This window comes from Caballeronia cordobensis, from assembly GCF_001544575.2.
GTDB lineage: Bacteria > Pseudomonadota > Gammaproteobacteria > Burkholderiales > Burkholderiaceae > Caballeronia > Caballeronia cordobensis.
The window spans coordinates 99,216-121,107 of record NZ_FCNY02000021.1; the positions used below are offsets into that span (position 1 = coordinate 99,216).

The 21,892-nt window shown below is 61.1% G+C and carries 18 protein-coding genes and 1 pseudogene; 4 read left to right on the plus strand and 15 right to left on the minus strand.

Going from position 1 to position 21,892, the window contains the following annotated elements; genetic code table 11:
* Nucleotides 1–334 precede the first annotated feature (334 nt).
* Nucleotides 335–781 (plus strand): carboxymuconolactone decarboxylase family protein, encoded by a 447-nt coding sequence (locus tag AWB70_RS30480; RefSeq protein ID WP_053568912.1) that lies wholly within the window; start codon nucleotides 335–337, stop codon nucleotides 779–781.
* Nucleotides 782–1,115: 334 nt separating this feature from the next.
* Here the strand turns inward: AWB70_RS30480 and AWB70_RS30485 are convergent, their stop codons facing one another.
* Nucleotides 1,116–1,934, minus strand: coding sequence for a dienelactone hydrolase family protein (locus tag AWB70_RS30485; RefSeq protein WP_045453096.1), 819 nt, complete (start codon nucleotides 1,932–1,934; stop codon nucleotides 1,116–1,118).
* Between the two features lie 963 nt (nucleotides 1,935–2,897).
* Between AWB70_RS30485 and AWB70_RS30490 the strand changes: the two genes are divergently transcribed.
* A complete protein-coding gene (locus tag AWB70_RS30490) occupies nucleotides 2,898–3,239 on the plus strand; it encodes a BON domain-containing protein (protein ID WP_053568911.1) in 342 nt (113 codons plus the stop codon).
* A gap of 1,032 nt (nucleotides 3,240–4,271) precedes the next feature.
* Here AWB70_RS30490 and AWB70_RS30495 read toward each other — a convergent pair.
* The 12 genes and pseudogenes from AWB70_RS30495 to AWB70_RS30550 all read right to left on the minus strand — a co-directional run bounded on the left by AWB70_RS30495 (nucleotide 4,272) and on the right by AWB70_RS30550 (nucleotide 15,699).
* Entirely contained in the window at nucleotides 4,272–5,825 is a 1,554-nt protein-coding gene (locus AWB70_RS30495; protein ID WP_053568909.1) for a DHA2 family efflux MFS transporter permease subunit, read from the minus strand.
* A 61-nt stretch (nucleotides 5,826–5,886) separates the two neighbouring features.
* A complete protein-coding gene (locus AWB70_RS30500; RefSeq protein WP_014250359.1) occupies nucleotides 5,887–7,080 on the minus strand; it encodes an HlyD family secretion protein in 1,194 nt (397 codons plus the stop codon).
* 31 nt (nucleotides 7,081–7,111) lie between these two features.
* Nucleotides 7,112–8,578 carry an efflux transporter outer membrane subunit gene (locus tag AWB70_RS30505; protein ID WP_053568908.1) on the minus strand — a complete coding sequence of 489 codons (1,467 nt, stop codon included), beginning with the start codon at nucleotides 8,576–8,578 and terminating at the stop codon, nucleotides 7,112–7,114.
* Nucleotides 8,579–8,638: 60 nt separating this feature from the next.
* Complete coding sequence (locus AWB70_RS30510; RefSeq protein ID WP_053568907.1) at nucleotides 8,639–9,076, minus strand: MarR family winged helix-turn-helix transcriptional regulator; 438 nt, start codon at nucleotides 9,074–9,076, stop codon at nucleotides 8,639–8,641.
* 246 nt (nucleotides 9,077–9,322) lie between these two features.
* Nucleotides 9,323–10,198, minus strand: coding sequence for an MBL fold metallo-hydrolase (locus AWB70_RS30515; protein WP_053568906.1), 876 nt, complete (start codon nucleotides 10,196–10,198; stop codon nucleotides 9,323–9,325).
* A gap of 14 nt (nucleotides 10,199–10,212) precedes the next feature.
* A complete protein-coding gene (locus tag AWB70_RS30520; RefSeq protein WP_053568905.1) occupies nucleotides 10,213–11,574 on the minus strand; it encodes an MFS transporter in 1,362 nt (453 codons plus the stop codon).
* Between the two features lie 29 nt (nucleotides 11,575–11,603).
* Nucleotides 11,604–12,620: a succinylglutamate desuccinylase/aspartoacylase family protein gene (locus AWB70_RS30525; RefSeq protein ID WP_053568904.1), complete on the minus strand. Its 1,017-nt coding sequence runs from the start codon at nucleotides 12,618–12,620 to the stop codon at nucleotides 11,604–11,606.
* 120 nt (nucleotides 12,621–12,740) lie between these two features.
* Nucleotides 12,741–13,616 (minus strand): LysR family transcriptional regulator, encoded by an 876-nt coding sequence (locus AWB70_RS30530; RefSeq protein ID WP_053568903.1) that lies wholly within the window; start codon nucleotides 13,614–13,616, stop codon nucleotides 12,741–12,743.
* Between the two features lie 335 nt (nucleotides 13,617–13,951).
* A pseudogene (locus tag AWB70_RS39450) lies at nucleotides 13,952–14,276 on the minus strand (hypothetical protein).
* Nucleotides 14,277–14,470: 194 nt separating this feature from the next.
* Complete coding sequence (locus AWB70_RS30540; protein WP_082378083.1) at nucleotides 14,471–14,725, minus strand: hypothetical protein; 255 nt, start codon at nucleotides 14,723–14,725, stop codon at nucleotides 14,471–14,473.
* Between the two features lie 51 nt (nucleotides 14,726–14,776).
* Nucleotides 14,777–15,247 (minus strand): RES family NAD+ phosphorylase, encoded by a 471-nt coding sequence (locus AWB70_RS30545; RefSeq protein WP_087086362.1) that lies wholly within the window; start codon nucleotides 15,245–15,247, stop codon nucleotides 14,777–14,779.
* The gene (locus tag AWB70_RS30550; protein ID WP_053568901.1) at nucleotides 15,244–15,699 is read right to left on the minus strand and encodes an Xre family toxin-antitoxin system antitoxin; all 456 of its coding nucleotides are present in this window, start codon (nucleotides 15,697–15,699) and stop codon (nucleotides 15,244–15,246) included. The genes AWB70_RS30545 and AWB70_RS30550 overlap by 4 nt, the downstream gene beginning before the upstream one ends.
* A gap of 681 nt (nucleotides 15,700–16,380) precedes the next feature.
* On the opposite strand from AWB70_RS30550, the gene AWB70_RS30555 reads away from it, so the two are divergent.
* Nucleotides 16,381–18,324, plus strand: coding sequence for an AAA family ATPase (locus tag AWB70_RS30555; RefSeq protein WP_053568900.1), 1,944 nt, complete (start codon nucleotides 16,381–16,383; stop codon nucleotides 18,322–18,324).
* Between the two features lie 181 nt (nucleotides 18,325–18,505).
* Here the strand turns inward: AWB70_RS30555 and AWB70_RS30565 are convergent, their stop codons facing one another.
* Together AWB70_RS30565 and AWB70_RS30570 are read right to left on the minus strand one after the other, a co-directional pair.
* On the minus strand, nucleotides 18,506–18,694 hold the full coding sequence (locus AWB70_RS30565; RefSeq protein WP_053568898.1) for a hypothetical protein: 189 nt from the start codon (nucleotides 18,692–18,694) through the stop codon (nucleotides 18,506–18,508).
* A 117-nt stretch (nucleotides 18,695–18,811) separates the two neighbouring features.
* Entirely contained in the window at nucleotides 18,812–20,653 is a 1,842-nt protein-coding gene (locus AWB70_RS30570) for an ABC transporter transmembrane domain-containing protein (RefSeq protein ID WP_053568897.1), read from the minus strand.
* A 493-nt stretch (nucleotides 20,654–21,146) separates the two neighbouring features.
* Here AWB70_RS30570 and AWB70_RS30580 point away from each other — a divergent pair, with 493 nt between their 5' ends.
* The gene (locus AWB70_RS30580; RefSeq protein WP_014250348.1) at nucleotides 21,147–21,416 is read left to right on the plus strand and encodes a phage tail protein; all 270 of its coding nucleotides are present in this window, start codon (nucleotides 21,147–21,149) and stop codon (nucleotides 21,414–21,416) included.
* Nucleotides 21,417–21,892: the final 476 nt, after the last annotated feature.

A 21,892-nucleotide genomic window follows, 5' to 3' on the forward strand; every position in this document is an offset into this window, starting at 1 on the left:
CCGCAGCGGTCATTCCCTGCGATCGAAAAGAAGCGAGCGCTATCGTCGACGCCTCGACGTCGCTAAATGTCTGGTTGAAGTTGGCCGTCGACGATTGGTTGTCTGAGGCTCGAGTGGAGCTATTTCCCGACGGGCGCCGAGGCAGTACGGTAGATCCTAATTGATGCGGGGGAATAGGCTTGGCTCAGTCATTTCGCCAATTTTTGGACCTATCGGCCGAAATCTCAGAATAGTAACGTCACGTTATGTCATGGATCACGCGCAAAGGCGAAGCAGCTGACCTGCGCCCGTGGCGCAAGAGACATCATTTATGGCCGAATGCCAAAGGACAAATATGATCCGCTTGAACTGGAAAGAGATCGCCCCGGACGGCGCAAAGGCGCTTTTCGGTATCCATCACTATGTGACCAAGAGCACCAACCTGCCAGAGGAACTCATCCATCTCGTCTTCCTCCGTGTTTCTCAAATCAACGGATGCGCCCATTGCATCGACATGCACAGTCGCGATCTTAGAAAGACCATGTCCATCGACAAGATCACGTTGGTAACGGTGTGGGACGAGGTTCCGCACCTGTTCTCCGATCAGGAGCGCGCCGCCTTGGGTTGGGCCGAAGAGGTGACTCGCTTGAGCGAAACGCATGCTTCGGATGAGGCTTACGCAGCGGCCTCAGCGGCATTCGCACCGAAAGATCTCGTCGATCTCACGATAACGATCGCCGCGATGAACGCTTTCAACCGTCTCGGCGCTCCATTCCGCCTTCCTGTCGCCGCCAGGATCTGAGTCCACGAAGGCATCTGACAGCGACGCGTCCGTCAGAATTTGCGCTACGTCTCATGCCGACAGAGACGACCCCATGCTGCAGCCGCGACTGAAGATGCGTTTGCCATTTGTGAACTGATGTGGGAGGGTCACGCTCATACCGAAGCTCGGTGTCTAACCGACGCTTTCACGTCTTCACGCGTTAAGTCTGATCTGTAGCGCCAAGTCAATCGAATCTGAACGACCGACGATCTCTGCGTCGATCAGCGGTTCCCCGGCCAAATCCCCGTTGGCCTGCGAAATCCCGCGCGCCATATGCTCGGCAAGCGCAAGTGCGCATCGCCCACATATGGGGTCACGCCTGAAGACGCTGTTTCAAAAATTCAAGCACCCGGTCACGGACTTTGAGGGTCGGCTCTCCCTCTTTGTCAATCAAATTCTGCGTGAGTACGCTATGAGGCGATGGCACATGCTTGGCCACGAATGGCGCGACATCCTTATTCGCCACCTCGTCCGGCAACACGATGCCTTCAAAATGCTCGCCCAACGCGTTCTGGTAAGCAGTAAACCTGGCAGCAGTACACAGCGGGTCGTCACGGAAACGCAACCCAACTACTTTCAGGCCTTCCCGATCCAGTCTGGAACGCACCTGGCTCAATTCTTCAGGCGAAATTTCCAAACCACCTGGGTCGTTGAGCGGCAAGGCCGGCTGCGCCAACACGGGCGCAATCAGCGCTGAGTCAAGCATCATCGTCAACGCGAAATTTCCCGTGAAGCACATGCCGACCGCACCAACGCCCGGCCCGCCGCATTCTGCGTGCGCGTGTCTAGCCAACGCGCGTAACCAGTGCGTCACCTTGCTTGAGCGCCCGGATTGCATAGCGCTGAACTCGGCGCTAATGCAGAGGCGTTGCAGTACCGCTGCCCCTTCGTCGGCGTCAACCACCGCCCCATCGCGGCCGAACAATGAGGGCATATATACGCGGAACCCTGCATCCCTGACCCAACGGGCAAAACGGGCGACAGGGGGACTAATGCCCGGCACTTCCGGCATCACGATAACCGCAGGTCCTGCACCCGCCAGATACACTTTCTTGCTGTCACCCTCAAACTCAAACTGCCAGGTTGAAAAATCGTCCAAGGGATCATCGACACTGACATCGCGCGTATTCATGCACAACTCCTTTATGCCGATTGCGCGCCCGAGCTTGCGCGCTTCGAACTCTTACCTAACGGGCTGCAATTAATATAGTGCAGGCGTGTTCGAAATGGGTGAATATTGGTTAAGTGGCGTGCATGGACACGTCGTCACTTGGCACAAAATTGCGAATTGCTGCCACAATCGGCCACGGCCGAGCCATAGCCACTGGACTTCATCCATTCGCTCACGGCGATCAAGGTCGGCGAGGAACTACTTATCGACTACAGTCTCGTCATTTATGGCGAGATCACCCTGCGGTCGGGCATTCGACGGCGGCTATGGGAGTGGTTCAGTCATCCGCGCCCGCGTTTCGGGGACCCGGCATGTCGCGCTGGCACCAGCGCGGGATCAAGCCGCGCGAGCCCGAGCGAATCTTCGGTAAGACGGACCACTACGTTTCCAGCTTAGCAAAACGACCATATCGGCGGTCATTGGTTGACACGATTGTTCTTGTGCATGAAGCTTACGCTGCACGAACGACGTTGCCGAGCGGTTGACCGATACTGAGCTTGTGCTATTTCAACAGCACCTCAGGCAACGCCATCGAACGAGAGCCGCCAATGTGCGGCCCTGTTGACTCTTTCCCCCGCAAAGCCGGTGACAACGTTAATTCGCTTTCTGCAAACTCTTGAATTTACGCGCTTTCGGTATGCGCCGATGCGTCGGGTCCGCGAAGTGACAACTTTGATTTGGTCTACGGTCGCGCCCGCGTCGGTGATTTGTGGGCCAGTCGGATCGCAGAGGCCACTTGGATCGCACCACGAACTGAGCAGTAGAGGAAATTCTAACGCCGCAAAGATAGCGCCTCCATGCTTACAATGTAGATGCAGTGCCGCAGGTCACGACTACCGGTTTGCGCAGTTTTCCGTAGGCGCGGTTGACCGGTGTTCTTTGCGTTTCTCCTCCAGTTTTACTACTTTCACCTGAGGAAAAGAAATGACATCCACGAAGATCTTCCTTGCCGCGGCGATTTCCATCGGCGCGATCATCGCGACCGTGCCCGTTGTTGGTGCGCAAGAGACAACCGTAGCGACTTCCTCGAAATCATCCGCCAAAGCAGCAAATCGGCAACTCGCGAAGCAGGTTCAGACCACGCTGTACAAGCAAAAAGGTTTGGAATCTGCCGATATTCACGCTGTCGCTCGCAGCGGCAAGGTTACGCTGGTCGGGATGGCGCCCGATCAGAAGCAGATAGATCTCGCGGGGAAAATAGCCGAAGGCGTACCCGGTGTGTCGTCGGTTACCAACAATCTCACGGTGGAAGAAGCCGGGCATTGAAATCGGCTTCAACGTGGCCAGTTTGTCGCACGCACGTTACCGCTCCGTGAACGACGCGGGCTGTTGGGCTTGCTTGTGGTTCGACAGCCGCCGTCGACGGAATTGGCAATTTGTCGTGTTGCATCCGCCAGCTGCAGCCGCAAGGTAAGGACGCCGATCCACGGAGTGTCAATGCCTCTCGCTGGATTCGGCGATCTGATTTCGAAACGCGTAAAGGAAGACATTCACCCTGTTTGGCACGTAGCGCCTGCTCGGCATCCCGCCTAGACCGACAAGTCCTGCATCGCCGCATCCTCCAGTCGATCTGCACCAGCGCGGTGTTGCCCGGTCGGCGGCGCGATCCGCAAGGCTGCGTCGAGCCCCTGTCCGACGATACCAATCTGATGATCGGAAGATCGAGGTCGATGCGAAGCTCTGGATTGGCTTCGAGCAAACTCGCAAGCATCGGCGGTGCGACGGATTGTCCGAACCCGGTTGGCGCTGTCATACGAAGCACTCTTGACGTCTTTTCCGGCAACGGCCTAAGCTCGACGCGCGCACCGGACTCCGCATCCGCCATTGCCTTGGCAAAGCGGACGAACGCTTCACCTTCGGCTGTCAGTGTGAGCGATCGAGTCAAGCCACCGCCGCGATCTTCTTTCAGGTTCACCGACGCGACTGAGCCAGATTAAGGATGTCAGCTTCGCGCGCTGCCAGTGAGCAAGTATTCTGCATTTTCTCTGGGCATTCTCGAATGCAAACCGTGTAGTGAAAAAGTTTCGTCAGGGAAACGACGTTGTATTGGAACCCGGCATTGTTGCCACGGACGGATACTTGCTAGCAATGGCCCCTGTAATGGGGCGGAGGAGCCGCACGAGCGTCCTTATAATTCATATGCCAATGGCCGAATTTCCGCCGGAAATCGCGGCGGGCATCTCCTTTGATTTGGCCGGCGCCGATCCGTGAGTGACCGCTTAGGGATGCGGCCGAAAGCAGACTGGCGGGGCGTCGAACGTCGTCGCGCAGCACGAATGAAGATGACCCTAAAGCTTCTCAATGGCCGCCCGCGCGGGCGGCATCCGCGCCCGCGCCTATGCCCGGCTTCGTCAGCCAGATGAGCGGCACGATCGCGATGAAGATTACCGCGGACAGCCAAAAGATGTCGTTGAGACCAAGCATCGCGGCTTGCGTCGTGAGCGTGCGCTCGAAGAATGCCAGCGCCTGCGACGGACTTCCGCCGAGCGCGCCTTGTACCGAACCGATCGCATCGACGAAAACCGGGTTGTGCACGCTCGCCTGTTCGACGAGTTGCGAGTGATGCAGGATCGTTCGATCGTTCCAGCCTGTGTTCGCGAGCGACGTGCCGACCGCGCCCGCGAACACGCGCACGAAGTTCGAAAGTCCTGCAGCCGCCGGAATCTTCGAAGGCGGCAAGCCCGACAGGATGATGGCCGTCAGCGGCACGAAGAACAGCGCCGTGGGGATGCCTTGCAGGAGCGTCGGCACGACCAGCGTCCAGGTATCGACGCCGGTCGTGTAGTGCGAGCGCATGAAGAACACCGTCGCGAAACCGAGAAACGCGAGCGTGGCGAGCACGCGGGCGTCGGAGCGCGGCATCAGCTTGCCCATGACCGGCGCGAGGATTACCGCGAAGATGCCGAGCGGCGCGGTGGCGAGACCGGCATCGACGGAACGGTAGCCAAGATATTCCTGCATCCATTGCGGCAGCAGCACAAGGTTCGAAAAGAACACCGCATACGCGACGGAAATCGCCACCGTGCCGCCCAGGAAATTGCGTCCGGTGAAGAGCTTGATATCGACCACGGGACTCTTTTCCGTCAGTTCCCATATGAGGAAGAACGCGAAGCTGACGAGCGCGAACACGCCCAGTCCGACGATCAACGGCGAATTGAACCAGTCGAGGTCCTTGCCCTTGTCGAGCATGATCTGCAGCGACGCGACCCACGCGATCAACGAAAGCAGCCCGACTTTGTCGATCGGAATGCGCTTCACCGGCGTCTCGCGTTCGCGATAGATCGCCCACGTCACGCCCGCCGCGAAGAGGCCGACCGGAATGTTGATGTAGAAGATCCACGACCACGAATAGCTGTCCGTGATCCAGCCGCCGAGCGCCGGACCTGCAATCGGCCCGACTGTCGCCGTCATCGCCCAGAGCGCGAGAGCGGTCGAACTTTTCTCCTTCGGATAGGACGCGAGCAGAATGGCCTGCGACATCGGAATCAGCGGGCCGGCCACCGCACCCTGCAAGATGCGCGCGGCGAGCAGCACCGGCAGATTCGGCGCAATGCCGCACAGCCACGACGAGAGGACGAACAGCAGGATCGACCACACGAACAGCTTGATCTGTCCAACGCGCTGCGTGAGCCAGCCGGTCAGCGGAATCGAGATCGCGTTGGCGGCGGCGAAGAGCGTGATGACCCACGTGCCTTCATCGACGGAAACGCCGAGATTGCCCGCGATGGTCGGAATCGCGACGTTGGCGATCGACGAGTCGAGCACGTTCATGAAAGTTGCAAGCGCCACCGCGATGGTCGCTAGGACGAGTTTGCCGCCTTGCAGCGGAGCCGGTTGAGGCGTCGAGTTCATTGCATCACCTGTCTTGTCTTTCACTGACTTATCAGATATATGGATATAAAAAGAATGCGCGTCAGTGCGACGTCATGTTCGCCGCGATGATCCGTTCGATCTCCGCGTTCGCTTCCTCGCCGTAGCGGCTGAAGACATCGGTCTTATAGGAGGTCGTCGTGGCCGCGCCCAGTTGCGTACCGGAACGGTCGCGCGTCTCGACTTCCGTTTCCATTGACAGGCCGATGCGCAGCGGATGCGCGTCGACTTCCCGCTGATCGAGCTTGATGCGTACCGGCAGGCGCTGCACGACCTTGATCCAGTTGCCGGTCGCGTTTTGCGCGGGCAGCACGGCGAAGGCCGCGCCCGTGCCTGCCGAGAAGCCTTCGACGTGGCCGTGGTACTTCACCTTCGCGCCGTAGGCATCGGCCGTGAGCGTGACCGGCTGACCAATGCGCATGTGCGCGAGCTGCACTTCCTTGAAGTTGGCATCGACCCAGACCCCGTCGAGCGGCACGATCGCCAGCAGCGGCGCGCCGGCCGCCACGCGCTGTCCCACCTGCACCGAGCGCCGCGCGACGTAGCCGGTGACCGGCGCGGGCAGCGTGTTGCGCGCGTAGTCGAGCCACGCCTCGCGCACTTTCGTGGCAGCCGCCTGCACGTCCGGATGCTGCGCGATGGACGTGCGGTCGGTCAGCACGTGATTCGCCTCGGATTGCTGGCGCACGGCGTCGAGCGCAGCCTTCGCCGCGTTCACGGCATCGCGCGCATGGTCGACGTCTTCGCCCGAGACCGCACCGGTTTCAGCGATCGCCATGCGGCGTTTCAGGTCCGCCTGCGCGCGCATGAAGTCGGACTGTCGTTGCGCGACCGTCGCCGCGTAGTACGCGTTGTTGACGTACAGGCTGCTCACTTGCCGCACGGTCTGCGCGAGCTTCGCTTCGGCGTTGGCGAGCGCGACTTTGGCGTCGGCGTCGTCGAGCGTGACGATGGGCGCGCCCTGACGGACGATCTGCGTGTCGTCGGCGTTCACGGCGATCACGGTGCCGCTCACTTCGGGCGTCAGTTGTACGAGATTGCCGCTGACATAGGCATCGTCGGTCGATTCGAAAAAGCGGCCCGTAGTGTAGTAATAGCCGCCCCACCCCGCGCCCGCGATCGCTACGGTCGCCGCGAGCAGCGAAAGCAGCAGCGTGCGCTTGCTGCGCGGTTTTGTATCGGCGGCGGATTCGGGCCGATCCGTTTCGCTGCGTTCTTTGATCAGGGTGTCGCTCATGTCGGTGTTCCGGTTCGATTGAGTGTGTCGTTCAGCGTGCGGCGATGGCATCCGCCGATGTGTCCGTGTAGCCGCCGCCCAACGCGGCCGCGAGCGCGATCTGCTGGTCTCGCCGGTCCATCTTCAGGTTTGCGACCGCGCGTTCGGCGGCGAGCGCGTTGGTCTCGGCGTTCAGCACGGTCAATTGATTCGCGAGTCCCGCGCGATATTGCGTGAGCGCGAGTTGCTGCGCGCCGTGCGCGGCGTCCTGCGCGGCGCTGGCGTCGGCAAGCTGTGCATCGGTTGAACGGATTTGCGAGAGGTTAGTCGCGACATCGCTCAGCGCCGTCACAAGCGTCTGGTTGTAGGTCGCGACGGCATAGTCGAGATCGGCGTAGCGGCCTTTCAATTGGGCGCGCAATGCGCCGCCGTCGAAAATCGGCAAATGGATCGCTGGTCCCGCCGACATGGTCCGGCTCGCCGCCGTCAGCAGCCGGCCGAAGCCGAATGCATCGAGCCCGAGCGTCGCGCTCAAGTTGATGTCGGGATAGAACTCGGCCTTCGCTTCCTTGATCTCGTGCGTCATCGAGTCGACGCGCCAGCGCGCCGCGACGAGGTCGGGGCGGCGGCTCACGAGATCGGCGGGAAGATTGCCGGGCAGACGCACTTCATCGCCGATGCCAAGATGAGGACGCTCGATCGACAGACCGCGATCCGGTCCTTCTCCCAGCAGCGCCGCGATCTGATAACGCGTCGTGACGATGCCGCCCTCGAGGGCGGCGAGCGTCGCGCGGCTCGACGCGAGATCGGCGTCGGCGGTCTTGCGCTCGACTTCGCTATCGAGCCCGTTGGCGATGCGGCCCGCCGTGATGCGCACGATCCGTTCGCGCTCGCCGACCTCGTTTTGCGCGATGTCGCGCAACGCGTAGAGCCGCGCGAGCTGATTGTAGGATCGCGCAATCGATGTATCGAGCGCGAGGCGTACGGCCTCGGCGTCCGCTCGGCTGGCCTGTACCTGCGATACGGCGGCGCGCAACGCTTCGCGATTCTTGCCCCACAGATCGAGTTCGTACGATGCGGATAGCAACCCCCTGTTTTCGGACTGCCACGATCCAGCGTAAGGCGGCGGCACGAGCGCGTTCTCAGAATAGCGCTGACGCGTCCACGAATACGACGCTCCGACCTGCGGCATGGCGTTCGCCCTCGCGGTCTCGCTATACGCCGATGCCGCCGCGATGCGCGCCCGCGCCTGTTCCAGCGTTGGGCTGCCTCGAAGCGCTTCGTCGAGCAGCGCGCGCAGTTGGGCATCGCCGAACTGATCGGCCCAGTCGGGCGCGGGCCAGCGGCCATCGTCGGCGGGAAGGCTTTGCTGCGTCGCGTAGGTTTGCGGCTGCGCCATCTCTTTGTCGCTATGAATGCCTGCGTAGTTCGCGCACGCAGCCAGCACTGCTGCAAGTGCCAGCGTCACGCCGACTCGCGCGATACGCGACAATCGAAGTTGATTTGTTTGCTCTATCATTTTCTGACCTATCAGATAAATGTATGAAAAAATTAGCGTGCGGGTATGAGCGCCGCGCACTTAGTCTTCGAGGAACTTGTTCAGCAAGCGGCGCAGTTCGTTGAACTCCGCGCGCGTGAATTTCTTCAGACGCTTGTTGAGGACGGCCGGCGCGACATGCGGCAATTCAGCGGCGATCTTTTCGCCCTCTTTCGTCAGCTTGAGATGGACGACGCGCCGGTCTTCCAGGCTGCGCGAGCGTTGCAGCAGGCTGCGCGCTTCGAGCTTGTCGAGCATGCGCGTCATGAGGCCGGTATCGATGCCTAGCAACTTCGAAAGCTCGAATGGCGTTTGCGTCACGCCGCCGCGCATGGACATGAGGATGCCCATTTGCTGCGAGGTAATGCCAAGATCTTTCAAAGCCGCGTCCAGCTCCGCAACCAGAAGATTGCGCGCCTTATTGACGGCAAAACCGACGCTTTGCGTGAGCGTGAAGCTTTCCGGTGTGTAGTGATCCATGCCTGTCCTCCAGCGCAGTGAACTGCAATGGAAGTAACTTTACTGCAAAGTCAGATTTTGTCAAAGCCTGTTTTTTGCAAAAATCTTTTGGCACGGCTGGAAAAGAGGCTTTCGGCGGCAGGATGAGCAACGGCGATGGGAAAGCCTCGGCTGCCGGCCGATCTCGACGGGCAACATGCCTCTATGACGTCGGCGTTTCTTGCTCGCGACGAAGGCTTTGCTGTCTCATCAAGACATCGCGTTCATTCACACATATCGCCACTCGAAACCTTCGGCGGTCTGCGTCACGGTTCCTGCCGATGTCTCGGCGAAATGTGCGGCGAATACCGTCGCGCCCGTATCCGCGGCATGCGCGAGCAGTCGCCCTCGCGATGCACGCGCCTGCTGCCCGTCGAGACAGAACATCGAATTCCATTCCGGTCGATGCACCTGCACCGCACTGTGCATCGTGTCGCCGGAAAAGAGCGCCGTTTCGCCGCGCGAACGCATCTCGATCGCCATGTGCCCGCTGCTGTGGCCGAACGTTGGCAGAAAACGGATGCCATCCAGAATTTCTTCGCCCTCGTCCGGCACGACACGCGCCTGACCGGATTCGATCACGGGAAGCACGCTGTCATCGAACACCATACGACGCGATTCGCCTTGCGGCATGAGCAACGAATCGCGTTCGCGCTCGCCGAATACATACGACGCGTTGGGAAACACCGGCGCCCAGCGGCCATCCTGCCAATGCGTATTCCAGCCCACGTGATCCACATGCAAATGCGTGAGCAGCACGTAATCGATCTTCTCTCGCGCGAAGCCCGCTGATTCGAGCCGTTCAAGCACGGGATTATCGAGCTTGTCGAATAGCGCGCTGAATGGCCGCGACTTGCCGTTGCCGATGCCCGTATCGACGACGATCGTCATGCCGTCGATTTCGACCACCCAAAGATGGGTCTTCAGTTGCACGCGCGCGTTGGCGAGGTCGAGCGTGTCGGCGGCAAAGGGCTCGGAAAGTGCTCGCCCGTCGTCCGCGGTCCACGCGGGAAAGAGCAAATCCGGTGCGAGCGCGAAGCAGGTTTCATCGACGCGCGTGATGGTCGCCGCGCCGACATGATGGACGTGTGAAGCGGATTTCATGACGGTCCTCTCTCTCAATGTGCGCCCGCAGCGGTCACCCGGCGCGTCGCCAATGCATAGAGAATCGTGCTGACGAATGCCGACGCGCCGCCGACTATCGCCAAAGAAATTCCGAGGCTGGCGCCCGTCGCTCCCAGCCGCTCGTTCAGATAGCCGACCGACAGCGGACCCACGCCGCCGCTGATCGCATTCGTCATGAACACGAGCAGCGCAAGCGAGCGGCCCCGCATGCGGTTCGGCACGGCGATCTGCAGCGGCACGGGTGCAAGTCCCATCGCGATGCTGGCAGTCAATGCGCTGACGCCATAAAGCACGATGGCAAGCTCGCTGTTGGCGACGAGCGGCATCGCGATAGCGGCAGGCACCAGCAGCGCAACGGCGAATGCGGAGAAGCCGAGCACCTTGCGCAGCGTGGTGTCGTCGGTGACGCGCGTCGCGAGCAGGCCCGCACATGCGACTCCGAGAATGCCGCCGATCATGTACGCAGGCGCAGCCATCTGTCCGACGACTTTCGGTGCGAGATGAAAATGCCGCATCAGCAAGGTCGGAAACCACGCGGCGTGCGAATAGAACAGCGTGATCAGCGCAACGTAAGCCGCGAAGTACGGCAGGCAAAAACGATTGCGGACAAACAGTTCGGCGAGCACGTCGCGCATCGAAGGCATCTCGTCGAGCTGGCGCGCGCCGTGCGCGCCCGCCTCGCGTCTCGCCGGTTCGCGGACCGTGAACGCCACGAGCGCGGCCAGCAGCAGCCCAGGCAGACCGACCGCGACGAACACCGCTTGCCACGGCGTAAAGCCTCGCGCGCCGAGCCATGCGTAGCCGTCACCTGTCGCCGCCGCCGACAACAACATGCCGCCGCCGAATAGCGCAGCGCCGCCGCCGACGTATGGCCCGAGCATGAACACACTGCTCGCGCGCGCCACGCGGCGCGGCGGAAAGATGTCACTGAAAATCGACAGCGCTGCGGGACTCAGCGCGGCCTCGGCAACTGCGGTTCCCGCACGCGCGAGCAGCAGTTCCGTGAAGTTGGTCGCGAAGCCGCACGCCGCCGTCGAGATCGCCCAGATCGCGATGCATGCAGCGATCAGCTTGACGCGATTGCCGCGATCGACGAGGCGCGCGACGAACACGCCCGCCGTTGCATAGCACATCGTGAACGAAAACCCTTGCAGCAAGCCGATTTGCGTATCGGTGAGCGCGAGCGACTGCTTGATCGGCTGCACGAGAATGCTGACGACCTGGCGGTCCAGATAAGAAAACGCAAAGCAGACGAAGAACAGCAGCACGATATACACGGGATGGCGCACGCTCTCGTACGGCGTGATGTGTGCGGCGTCGGCGGCGAGCCGGCTCGAAACGGGGTGATCGCTCATATGAGGTCTCCTGGGTTGATGGATCCGGCTCAATCGGCGCTGGTTTCGCAAGCGAGCAGCGCGATGCAGTCGCCGGGCTCGACGCGCGCGAGCGTCCGCACGCACATCACGACGCCGTCGCCACGGAACGCGATATCGAGCGGGGCTTGCCACGGGCGATGGGGATCGAACAGACGTCCGGCCAGTTGACCTTCGCGCGCCTGATCGCCGAGCTTGAACGCCGGTTCGAAGACGCCGGGAAGCGGCGCGTAAACGTAATGACGCGCCCCTTCGACTCGCAGAAAGCGCGTCTTGCGGGCTGCCGCGGTATCGGCGTCCGGAATCACGCCGAGCCGCCGCAACACGCGCTGCAAGCCGTTCTCGACGATCGCGAGGTTCGCCGCATCGCAGCCGGCATGTCCGCCGAATTCGCCGCACAGGAAGAGTTTGCCGTGACGTTCGGCAGCCGCTGCCATCGTGCGGTCCTCGCCGAGCAGATCCATGATCATCGTGTTCGGCGCGCCGAATTCGCGCACGAGGTCCATATACAATGCGCGCCGTTCGCGTTCGGCGGGCGGCGAGGCAAGCAGTGCCGGCGCGTGCTCGAACGACGCGCCGCCCGCATGGAGGTCTATCACGACGTCGGCGCGCGGCAGCAGTTCGGTTTCGACGTAATGCGCGATCATCTCCGTCGGCTGGCCGTTGCGCGCGCCGGGAAACAGGCGGTTCAGGTTGCCGCGATCGATCGGCGACGTGCGTGTGCCGTTGATGAAGGCCGGGAAGTTCAGAGCGGGAATCACGATCAGGCGGCCACGTATCGTCATTGACGGCATGTGCTGCATGAGCTTCATGAGCGCGACGGGGCCTTCGTACTCGTCGCCGTGATTGCCGCCAGTCAGCAGGACGGTCGGGCCCGTGCCCGCGCCGGCGTTGAGCACGGCGAGCGGAATGGGCACGTGTCCGTATGCCGAGCGGTCGTGCGAATACGGCAGACGCAGCGTTCCCGTCTGGAAGCCCGTGCGTTCGAAGTCGATGTCGGTGGCGATGAGCGAAGCGGAAGTGGACATGGCGCGATCGGTAAAGAGCTTGGGGTGTCTTTACTATCGACGACGATAAAAAGTCCGGCCAATGCCGTTTTCTGCGGCGGGTGATGCCTGCAAGGCATCGCATGCGAGACGATCGAGCCGCTAGGCCAGCAGTTCGACGAAACGCTTCAGCGCGGGATTGGCCTCCTGCGCGACGAAACAGAATTCGAGCGGCAAAGGCACGGAGAGATCGCGCAATGCGACGAAGCGCACCCGCGCGGGCGGCCGGTCGCGATTCGCGGCATTGACGATGGCCGCGCCCAGTCCCGCCGATACCAGCGAAAGAATCGCTGTTTCCGTCGATGCCTCCTGACGGATATCGAGCGTCAGCCCCCGTTCTGCGCACGCGGAAAGCAGGCGGTCGTAATAAGCGGGATAGACGCGGCGCGGAAACGCGATGAACGGTTTGCCGGCGAGTTCTTGCGCAACGACGGCGCCCGCGCTGCCCTGCGGCCACGATTCCGGCACCGCCAGCACGACGTTCTGGTCGAGCACATGCACGCTCTCGATGCCTTCCGGCAGCGCGCCAAAGCGATAGGCAAAACCGCCGTCGAGCCGCCCCGCAGCCAATGCATCGAACTGTTCGGGCGTGTTCATCGGCGTGAGTTCGAGCGCGACATCCGGCGCGGCCTGCTCAAAGGCGCTCAGCGCGTGCGAGACGATGCCGCTCCACGCAGCGTTCTCGACGAAGCCGATACGCAGATGACCTTGCACGCCGGATGCGATGCGGCGCGCAAGCCGGTTCGCGGCATCGACGCGCCCGAGAATGTCGCGCGCTTCCGCCAGATACGCCTCGCCTGCCGGCGTCAGCTTCAGGCCGCGCGGCGTTCGTTCGAACAACGTTGCGCCAACGGCGTCTTCGAGATCCTGAATCTGCCGGGATATCGCCGGTTGCGTCACGTGCAGGTGCTCGGATGCGGCCCGCACGCTGCGCAATTCGGCGACGGCGATGAAATAGCGAAGATGCCGAAGCTCCATGTCCGTTCCTGTCCGATGGAAGTGTTCAGATTACCAACACTAAGCCCAGCTTGCGCACCGTCTCGAGATGCTTCGGTGCCAGACGGCATTGCATCCGGCCAAGCGGAATACATATTGAGGCGCTTGATTTTTGCGATCAATGCGGTTGTTCCGCCCGCTCTCTGGCTAAGCGCGCGCGATTGGCTTTCCGCTTTCTCTCAGACGGAGCGAAAGCAGCGACGGGTCCGTCACACGGGCCGGAAAGATTTAAGAGTGGAACCAACGATGGTCCGACCGCTGGATAAAAGGTGCAGCATTGCACTTCATTTGATACCGCGCTTCGCTCGGCGGAACCGTCATCGGGGCTTTGTCGGCCTTCGCCGTGGTTTTGGATCGACGCCTATGCGTGGATCACGTGAGCGTACAAGCGATGTGACATGACAAGCGACATCCTCAAATGCAGGGTCGCTCTGCCTTACGCAAAGCCACTTCCCCAGCACCTGATGTGGCCGTACATACAAGCAGCCCATTCCACGGTTCGGCCCGGTCGGCGACCACCAGGCTCAACAATCCGTCGACGTACGCCGCGTCGCAGCCAAACATTCGTCTTCGGAAATATGTCTCGTCGTTCTCGAGAGCCTCGAAAATCCAGAGGAGTGAGTTTCTGACCTTAGACGGCATCTGATTTCAGCGGATTATCCTGCTAGTTTCAGCCTCGACACATCGTTGACAGACCGGAGGAACGATCCCGTTGAGCGTCAGATGAGCACCCGACGTTCATCGATGGATGTTCAGGCGTTCGCAATTTCCAACCCGTTGGCGAAGCATCAAGCACATAGTCATTCAACGCCTGTTTTTGCATTTTCAGAGTACGCTCAGATTGATAACTTCACCGCCCGGGCGGCATGGCGGATCCGTCTCGCTGCGCATGCAGGTGAATCCGAATATAACGACCAGTCGTGATGCCACCATGCAATTACCGCTGCAGCGTCTCGCTCGGTCATGGCTCGGGCGACTTGCTCGATCTCGTCGGCTATCTCGTGCCACCAACTAGGTGATTCGCCGTCACTTGCACGCGGGTCGATCGCTTCGCGGTATATCGCCTTGGCTTGTTCGATTCTGATTTTCATCGACTGTCCGTTGTCCGTCTGCATGATCACCGAAGCCAGACCGTAGCCCGCTCAGGGACGTGTCAGTAAGCGCAAGATGCGCGGATCATGCCGGACGTCAATCACCATCTCAATCTTGATATTGGCTGCGTCGGCTTGCACTGGGTTGAGAATGTAGTTGTATGCAAAAGGCATCACTGCGCTGGGTACTTTGAGCAACGCTGTCGATCCCCCTTCAAGCCATTCGCTCCCAGCCGATTGCGTGTACGACCGATCCTCTCTCCAGTTCTCGGGTAAAGCGCTCTCGCCCAACTCGGCAATGGACGCGCTTTCGCTGACTGCAACGCGCAGGAGCCGATAGGTGTCGGGCAGATCCGAGGTGGACGGAATTTCTTGATGAACGAGTGTCTCGAGCAGCGCGCCGGCCGGATGCTCGGCCAAATACACCACTGGCCGTCCGGCAAAGTGCCAACGACCCGGTGCACGTAAGCCGCCTATGCCTTTGAGGTCGGCGTGGTTGCTGATCCTCCACAAGACCATCAAGCGAAGTATCCTTCGTCAATCTGTACCAACGCGTCCTCAACGAGGCGAGCACCATGCTCGGTTGCCGCCATTTCGAGGGCGGTACGGCCGGCGAAGCGCTTCTGCGGATTGCGCAACCAACTCAAGGCCTTTTCGTTGCTGCCAAATGCGGTGTTCGCTTGCGCGACGATCCTGGCCAAACGGATTGCTCGATCGGACTCTTCTGTCGACAGGCGTTCGTGTTGCTGCCGGCGATGCGTGAGCGTGCGCCGCGGGATGATGAAGGCTAACTCGTCTGCCTTCAATCCTCGGGCACTGAGCCGCTCAATGACGTCGACGTCGATGCGCCCCTGAGCCAATCCGGCGAGATCAGCGTCATCCCGCACGCGCGCATCCAGCAACTTGCCCAGCAATGCGTACTCAGCCCGTCGCGGATTGCCGGCGCCAGTGGGAGTAAATGCCATCGTTCCCATGATCTCTCCTTTGGCAAAATGCCACATGATTATAGGCGTTTTGCCACGAAACACGCAAGTGACCGGAGTCATCGCGTCTTTATCCCTCTCATCCGCTTGTCCGGAGACACGATCTAACCCATTGTTTTTGCATGCTTTTATCTTTACGTGATGTTTACAAGATTGAGGCAGAGGAAAAAATGTCGAAAACAAACGCGGTGATCATAAAGCCCCGCCTGCCCTCCGCCGACCTCCCATGCACTGCAGCCTGCACTGCTTGAAACGCTCGTTGGATGGCAGCGCGGGCCCGCGTACAGGCGTCTGCCGTTGCCTTGGACTGACGGTGCGAATTGTCGAGACTTCACGGATCCCCGCCCGATCCTCGTGGGGCGCGGCTCATTTGGGGCTCCTCGCCCTTTCCAATCGATCGTTCTCGCTTGGTCACGTCCGCTCTTTCCCCCGAATCGGTGTTCATCAGAGAAAGACACATGATCGACCGAGACTCGTCCACGGCGCCGGCAACGGTTGGACGCCCGCGGTCGAAGGCGGTGGTCCGTACGGACGGGAATCTTCATCGCGTGCAACATTCGTAGCCTGCGCTCGTGCGTCGCCGCCAACGCATAGAGGACGCAAGGGTCGGCGCATGGGAGGCGAGTCCCCGCACGAGAGGGACGCACATGTTCGCGATACGGGGAAAAACGTATGAAACCGGGAAGGAACGGCCGATGGACCTGGCGTGGCCGGCGGCGGCTCTACATCGCCTTCGCTGCGCTTGTCGCCGTGCTGATCGCGATCGGCTCAGGCGTGCTGCGACATGTCAGGGCGGACCGGCACGACAGTGCGCTTCAGGCTTCGAGCATCGTCTATCACATGCGGCAGGATCCGTCGCCGTGGACGCATACCGAGGAGGACGCCTCACGCATGCTCGCAGATATCCGCGAAAAGCGCGTGGCCGCGATCGGCGTGACGGTCGATGCCATGCTCGTTTCGACGAAAAGCGGCACGCGCTATTTCGTCACCGATCGTTTCGCCGTGTTCTCCCAATCGCTGCTGCTTAATCCGACCAAAGGCGACGGCGCGCCGGACTACCAGATCGCGTGGTTGCCGAACGTTTCCGTCGGTGCGCAAGCAGGCTTCGGCCCGCTGCTCGGCGTGCTTCGCGACTGGGCCAGCATGCTGGTGTACGCGCTGATGCTGGCCCTGATGCTCTGGTACATGCGCCGTGAGATGAAGGGCGACGTCACGGTGATCGACACGCCGCCCGACATGTGCTTTGACGACGTGATCGGTGCAGTCGAAGCGAAGGCCGCGCTTGACGACATCAAGGCCTATCTGCGCGATCCGAAGTCGTTCACGAAGATGGGCATCCGTCCTCCCTGCGGCGTGCTGATGACGGGCGGTCCCGGCGTCGGTAAAACTCGGCTCGCGCAGGCGCTGGCGGGTGAATGCGGCGCGCATTTCATCGCCATCACGGGGAGTTATTTCAGCGCAAAGTATTACGGCGCCGGCATTCAGAAGGTCAAACACCTATTCAGGACGGCGCGCAAGCACGGCCCAACGGTGATCTTCATCGACGAAGCCGATGGGCTTGCCGCGCGCACCAGTGGTGCATCCAGTTCCGCCGATGGCGAAAGCAACCGCATCATCAATCAGTTGCTCGCGGAGATGGATGGTTTCGAGAAGAACGAAGGCGTGATTCTCGTCGCCGCGACCAACTTTCCCGACAACCTCGACGAAGCGCTGCGTCGTCCAGGCCGCTTCGATCGCATCGTGCCGGTGCGTCTGCCGGATGTAGCAGATCGCGTGAAGATATTCGAGTACTACCTAAGCAAGCTGCCGTCACGTTCGACGGACATCGACTGCGATCAGCTCGCGCGCCTGACGGTCGGTTTGTCGCCCGCGTCGCTGTCGATGATCGTCAATCAGGCCGGGCTGATCGCGCGCAAACAAGGCGCGGGCATGGTGTGCGCCGGGCATCTGCGCGAGGCGGTCAAGGTGGTGCGTATCGGCGACGTGAGCGGCGCGCAGAAGGCGCTCGATGCAGACGAAGTGCGTCGCGTCGGCGTGCATGAAGCGGGACATGGCATCGTAGCGGCACTGCTGGGCGCGGGCGTGCTGGAGGAGCTGACGGTATTGCCGCGCGGCGGCGCATTGGGCATGGCGCTCATCACGAAGCCGCAGGACAAGCATCTGTATCGGCGCAGCGAACTGGAAAAAGAACTCATCGTGCTGCTCGGCGGACGCAATGCGGAATTGCTGATGTTTGGCGAGGCGTCGAGCGGCGCGGCGCAGGACTTGCAGGAAGCATCGCGCATCAGTCTGGAGATGGTGTCGCGGCTCGGATTCGGCAGCGATGGCAATCTGTTCAGTCTCGCCGCGCTGCCACGCGAGAGCGCCGGACGGCAACTCGACAGCGCGATCGAACAGGCCAACGCGCTATTGAAGGAGATGAACGAGCGCTGCTTCGACCTTCTCAGGCGGAATCGGTCGATTCTGGAAGATGTCACGCACGCGCTGACAGAGACCGAGACGGTGCCCGGCGCATACGTCTATGAACTCATCCGCAAGAGCGAAGTCACGCCATTGCGCGAGCGGGAAGCGGTGTGTTTCAGTGTGGTGGCGTCTGATACGAAAGCACGCGGGTGAATGCCTCCCGAGCGCTTCAACGACAATCACGGCTGGTTGCCGAGTTGCTTGCAGGAGATCGTCAACGCGATTCATCGATGCAAGGTGACGATCATGCGCACCTTGCGGCAAATCCCGGCTGAAGACCGTACTGCGAGGCGCGAGAATATATCGCACATAGGCAATCGCGGCGACCTGCCGGTCACGTCCCGCTGACTGGATCGCAGACGACATGCGGAAAACTCTCGCCGCGCCACGACAACAGCGAATCGCGCACGCGCAAGGCCGCCGCGTAGGCGGACCATCCGGCCCCCACGACGTCGGATTGACCGGCGCCTGCCTCGCCCTGCATCGATGCGCCGAGCGGTCCGCCCTGCGTCACGCCGGCCATCGCGTGAACATCGAGGCGAGCGCGCCGACGCGCACGGTCTGCGTGAGCTTGCCCTGCGATTCTTCGGCGTTGACCTGGCTAGTAGCTGCCCAGCGAAATTGTCGGGGGAATAAAGTGCTACGTTTTGGCGTCCGAACTTCGAGCAGCTACCTGGCACGGACGCGACTGTTCAACCCGATGTGCATCTCGGCCCCCGGGCGATGGCTCGTAAAACTGTAGTGCAGCAAGTCGGGCGTAGAGTGGCGAGTGCTCCAGCAACTCGGCGTGACGGCCTTGCGCAACGATGCGACCTTGGTCAAGTACGACGATTCGATCGGCCTGTTGCACGGTCGCAAGACGGTGAGCGATGACCAAAGTCGTGCGGTTGTGGGCGGCATTGTTCAATGCCGTCTGCACGAGCCGTTCGCTCGCCGCATCGAGCGCGCTGGTAGCTTCATCGAGAAGCAGGATCGGCGGATCCTTGAGAATGGCGCGCGCAATGGCGATTCGCTGACGCTGTCCACCTGATAGCCGCACGCCCCGCTCGCCCAGATATGTGTCATACCCTTGCGGCAGTTGGTTGATGAAGTCGGCAGCAGCAGCCATCTCAGCAGCTCGTTGCACCTCTTGGAGTGTCGCGTCGAGCTTGCCGTAGCGGATATTGTCGAGCACGCTTCCCGAAAAAATCACCGATTCCTGCATCACCACGCCAATCGTCTTTCGTAGCTCGGCGAGCGACACTTGCCGCGTCGGAACACCGCTTATGAAAATGTTTCCAGATTGCGAGTCGTAAAAGCGTAGTAGAAGTTGAAATAGTGTGGTTTTTCCCGCCCCGGATGGGCCGACCAGCGCAACGTGCTCGCCGGGGCCGACCTCGAGTGTGAATCCGGATAGTGCCGAGATACCAGGACGAGACGGATAAGAAAAGCTGACGTTCTCGAAGCGAATGCCCTCGGCATGACGCGGAAGCGGGATCGTCGTGTCCGGCTCCGCTACAGGCGAACGCATCGCCAGCAGTTGAAGCAGTCGCTCGGCAGCACCGGCGGCTCGCTGGAGGTCTCCCCACACCTCGGCGACCGCTCCAACGGCACCCGCAGTAAATACCGCATAGAGGATGAACTGGGACAGTTGCCCAGCCGTCATCTCGCCGGCCAGCACGGCCTTCGCGCCGAGCCAAAGCACAAATACGACCGCAGCAAAAACAAACGCGATGACCACGGCAGTCAAGCCGGCGCGCGCCCGAATCCGTATCAGCGCTGTATCGAAGGCTGCTTCCACGGCTCCCTCGAAGCGCCTCGATTCGTGCGCCTCCTGCGTGTATGACTGCACCGTCGGCATGGCATTGAGCACCTCGCCCGCGAGCGCGCTGGCGCTTGCGACCTTTGCCTGACTGTCACGTGAGAGCCTGCGCACCTGACGCCCGAAAATGACGATGGGCGCGACCACCACGATGAGCGTCGCGATGATGTAGCCCGACAACACCGGGCTCGTTATTACCAGCATCGCCAAGCCGCCGAACGTCAGCAACGAGTTGCGCAATCCGAGCGACAGGCTGGTTCCTACCACTGTCTGAATCAACGTCGTGTCGGTCGTGAGCCGCGACAGTACCTCTCCCGTTTGGGTAGTCTCGTAGAACTCGGGACTCATCTTTGTCGCGTGATCGTAGACGGCTCGGCGTATGTCAGCCGTCACCCTTTCTCCCAGCCACGAGACACAGTAGAAGCGCAGCGCCGTGGCACCGGCGAGGACCAGCGAAAGGATGAATAGCGCGATGAAGTAGCGGTCGATGTGCGCGTGCTCGCCACTGGCGAAACCGCGGTCGATCAGATATTTGAAGGCCACGGGGAGCGCCAGCGTCGCGCCGGCCGACGTCAAGAGCGCCAGGAACGCAACTGCCCAACGCGCGGCGTAAGGACGTAAAAACGGCAGCAGAGCGAAAAGCGGACTGACACGCGACGGAGGAAGTGCGGCAGGCGACATGGGGTAACCCGAAGCGAGTCTGAGATGCACCTATTATCCCAGTCCCTGGCATTGAGCCGTCACCACGGACGCCTGTTTCGACAATGAGCTCGTCGCAACCGCCGAAGGACGGCGCCAACATCGCCAAGAAAACGGTCGACCGAGGCGCGATCAAGTTTCTGGTAGACCCAGTTCTTGATCTTCCTGGGAATGACGAACCCCGCTTTCGGCACATCCGGAGCCGCTCAGGATTGGCTATTGATGTGTCGCACAACGACATATGACGGCGTCATGTCGGCATTCGATCGCCCAACCCCGCCTGCGAAACGGAATCGCGCCGGTAGTCAGTGATGACTCGGTTTCACACCATGACTTTGTGGCTGTCCGTCCTATTGCTGCCGCAAAAGCACAGGAGATTGCCGCCTATAATGATTACGCCATCGTTTCGTGTAGGTCGAGCAGCAGTGTGGTGCAGGCGTCGTTCGTTTGATCAATGACAACCAAGGAGAAGTGAATGGACGCGTATATTGGCGAAATCCGCATGTTCAGCTTTGACTGGGCGCCCAGGGGCTGGATGCTGTGCCAAGGCCAGACGCTGCAAATAGCGCAATTCCAGGCGCTGTTCGCATTGATTGGCAATTTCTACGGTGGCGACGGGACGCAGACGTTTCAATTGCCCAATCTAACGCCACTGCCGGTAGCCGGCGGCGGGGCCAACGAAAAGACCGGCCCGGCGATGAACTTTGCGATCTGCATAAACGGCATCTTCCCGACTCGGGATTGACCATACCCGGGCGCGGCGACTCATTTTCCCGGTCGCCGTTCCGAGGTTGAGACGGTCGCTGCCGAGATTGCTTCGAACGACGAGTTCCCGTCTTCGTGAGATTCGAAGAGACTCTCTCTCCGTGGTCCCAGAAGATCTCACCGCTTTTGGTCAGATGCCCTCAAGCCAGCGTCTTCGCTTGCCGATACCCGATGAATTCCCAAACCACGCTTCGTCCTGCTAAGCGCGCACACCGCGTATCCCTGGCGCACGGTCTCTACCCTTGCGCTTGCAACCGTATGCTCCGATGACGACCCCGAAGATGACGACCAAAAGCATCAGCCGACGCACTTTCCTTCTCGGCATGGGGGCATCGAGCCTCCTCGCCGCATGCGGAGGCAGTTCGGGTTCGAACGCGGCGTCGGGATCCACGGGTTCGTCGACCAGTCCAGCGCCCTAATCGGCGCTCCAGGCGGGAGGCGTGCAACCCTCCGCGA

What these genes read in the sequence shown, in the direction of transcription:
- AWB70_RS30580 (WP_014250348.1), top strand. Translation starts at nt 21,147, where the DNA reads ATGGACGCGTATATTGGCGAAATCCGCATGTTCAGCTTTGACTGGGCG.
- AWB70_RS30555 (WP_053568900.1), top strand. Translation starts at nt 16,381, where the DNA reads ATGAAACCGGGAAGGAACGGCCGATGGACCTGGCGTGGCCGGCGGCGG.
- AWB70_RS30525 (WP_053568904.1), bottom strand. Translation starts at nt 12,620, where the DNA reads ATGTCCACTTCCGCTTCGCTCATCGCCACCGACATCGACTTCGAACGC.
- AWB70_RS30490 (WP_053568911.1), top strand. Translation starts at nt 2,898, where the DNA reads ATGACATCCACGAAGATCTTCCTTGCCGCGGCGATTTCCATCGGCGCG.
- AWB70_RS30495 (WP_053568909.1), bottom strand. Translation starts at nt 5,825, where the DNA reads ATGAACTCGACGCCTCAACCGGCTCCGCTGCAAGGCGGCAAACTCGTC.
- AWB70_RS30565 (WP_053568898.1), bottom strand. Translation starts at nt 18,694, where the DNA reads ATGGCCGGCGTGACGCAGGGCGGACCGCTCGGCGCATCGATGCAGGGC.
- AWB70_RS30540 (WP_082378083.1), bottom strand. Translation starts at nt 14,725, where the DNA reads ATGAAAATCAGAATCGAACAAGCCAAGGCGATATACCGCGAAGCGATC.
- AWB70_RS30500 (WP_014250359.1), bottom strand. Translation starts at nt 7,080, where the DNA reads ATGAGCGACACCCTGATCAAAGAACGCAGCGAAACGGATCGGCCCGAA.
- AWB70_RS30485 (WP_045453096.1), bottom strand. Translation starts at nt 1,934, where the DNA reads ATGAATACGCGCGATGTCAGTGTCGATGATCCCTTGGACGATTTTTCA.
- AWB70_RS30480 (WP_053568912.1), top strand. Translation starts at nt 335, where the DNA reads ATGATCCGCTTGAACTGGAAAGAGATCGCCCCGGACGGCGCAAAGGCG.
- AWB70_RS30515 (WP_053568906.1), bottom strand. Translation starts at nt 10,198, where the DNA reads ATGAAATCCGCTTCACACGTCCATCATGTCGGCGCGGCGACCATCACG.
- AWB70_RS30550 (WP_053568901.1), bottom strand. Translation starts at nt 15,699, where the DNA reads ATGGGAACGATGGCATTTACTCCCACTGGCGCCGGCAATCCGCGACGG.
- AWB70_RS30510 (WP_053568907.1), bottom strand. Translation starts at nt 9,076, where the DNA reads ATGGATCACTACACACCGGAAAGCTTCACGCTCACGCAAAGCGTCGGT.
- AWB70_RS30505 (WP_053568908.1), bottom strand. Translation starts at nt 8,578, where the DNA reads ATGATAGAGCAAACAAATCAACTTCGATTGTCGCGTATCGCGCGAGTC.
- AWB70_RS30570 (WP_053568897.1), bottom strand. Translation starts at nt 20,653, where the DNA reads ATGTCGCCTGCCGCACTTCCTCCGTCGCGTGTCAGTCCGCTTTTCGCT.
- AWB70_RS30520 (WP_053568905.1), bottom strand. Translation starts at nt 11,574, where the DNA reads ATGAGCGATCACCCCGTTTCGAGCCGGCTCGCCGCCGACGCCGCACAC.
- AWB70_RS30530 (WP_053568903.1), bottom strand. Translation starts at nt 13,616, where the DNA reads ATGGAGCTTCGGCATCTTCGCTATTTCATCGCCGTCGCCGAATTGCGC.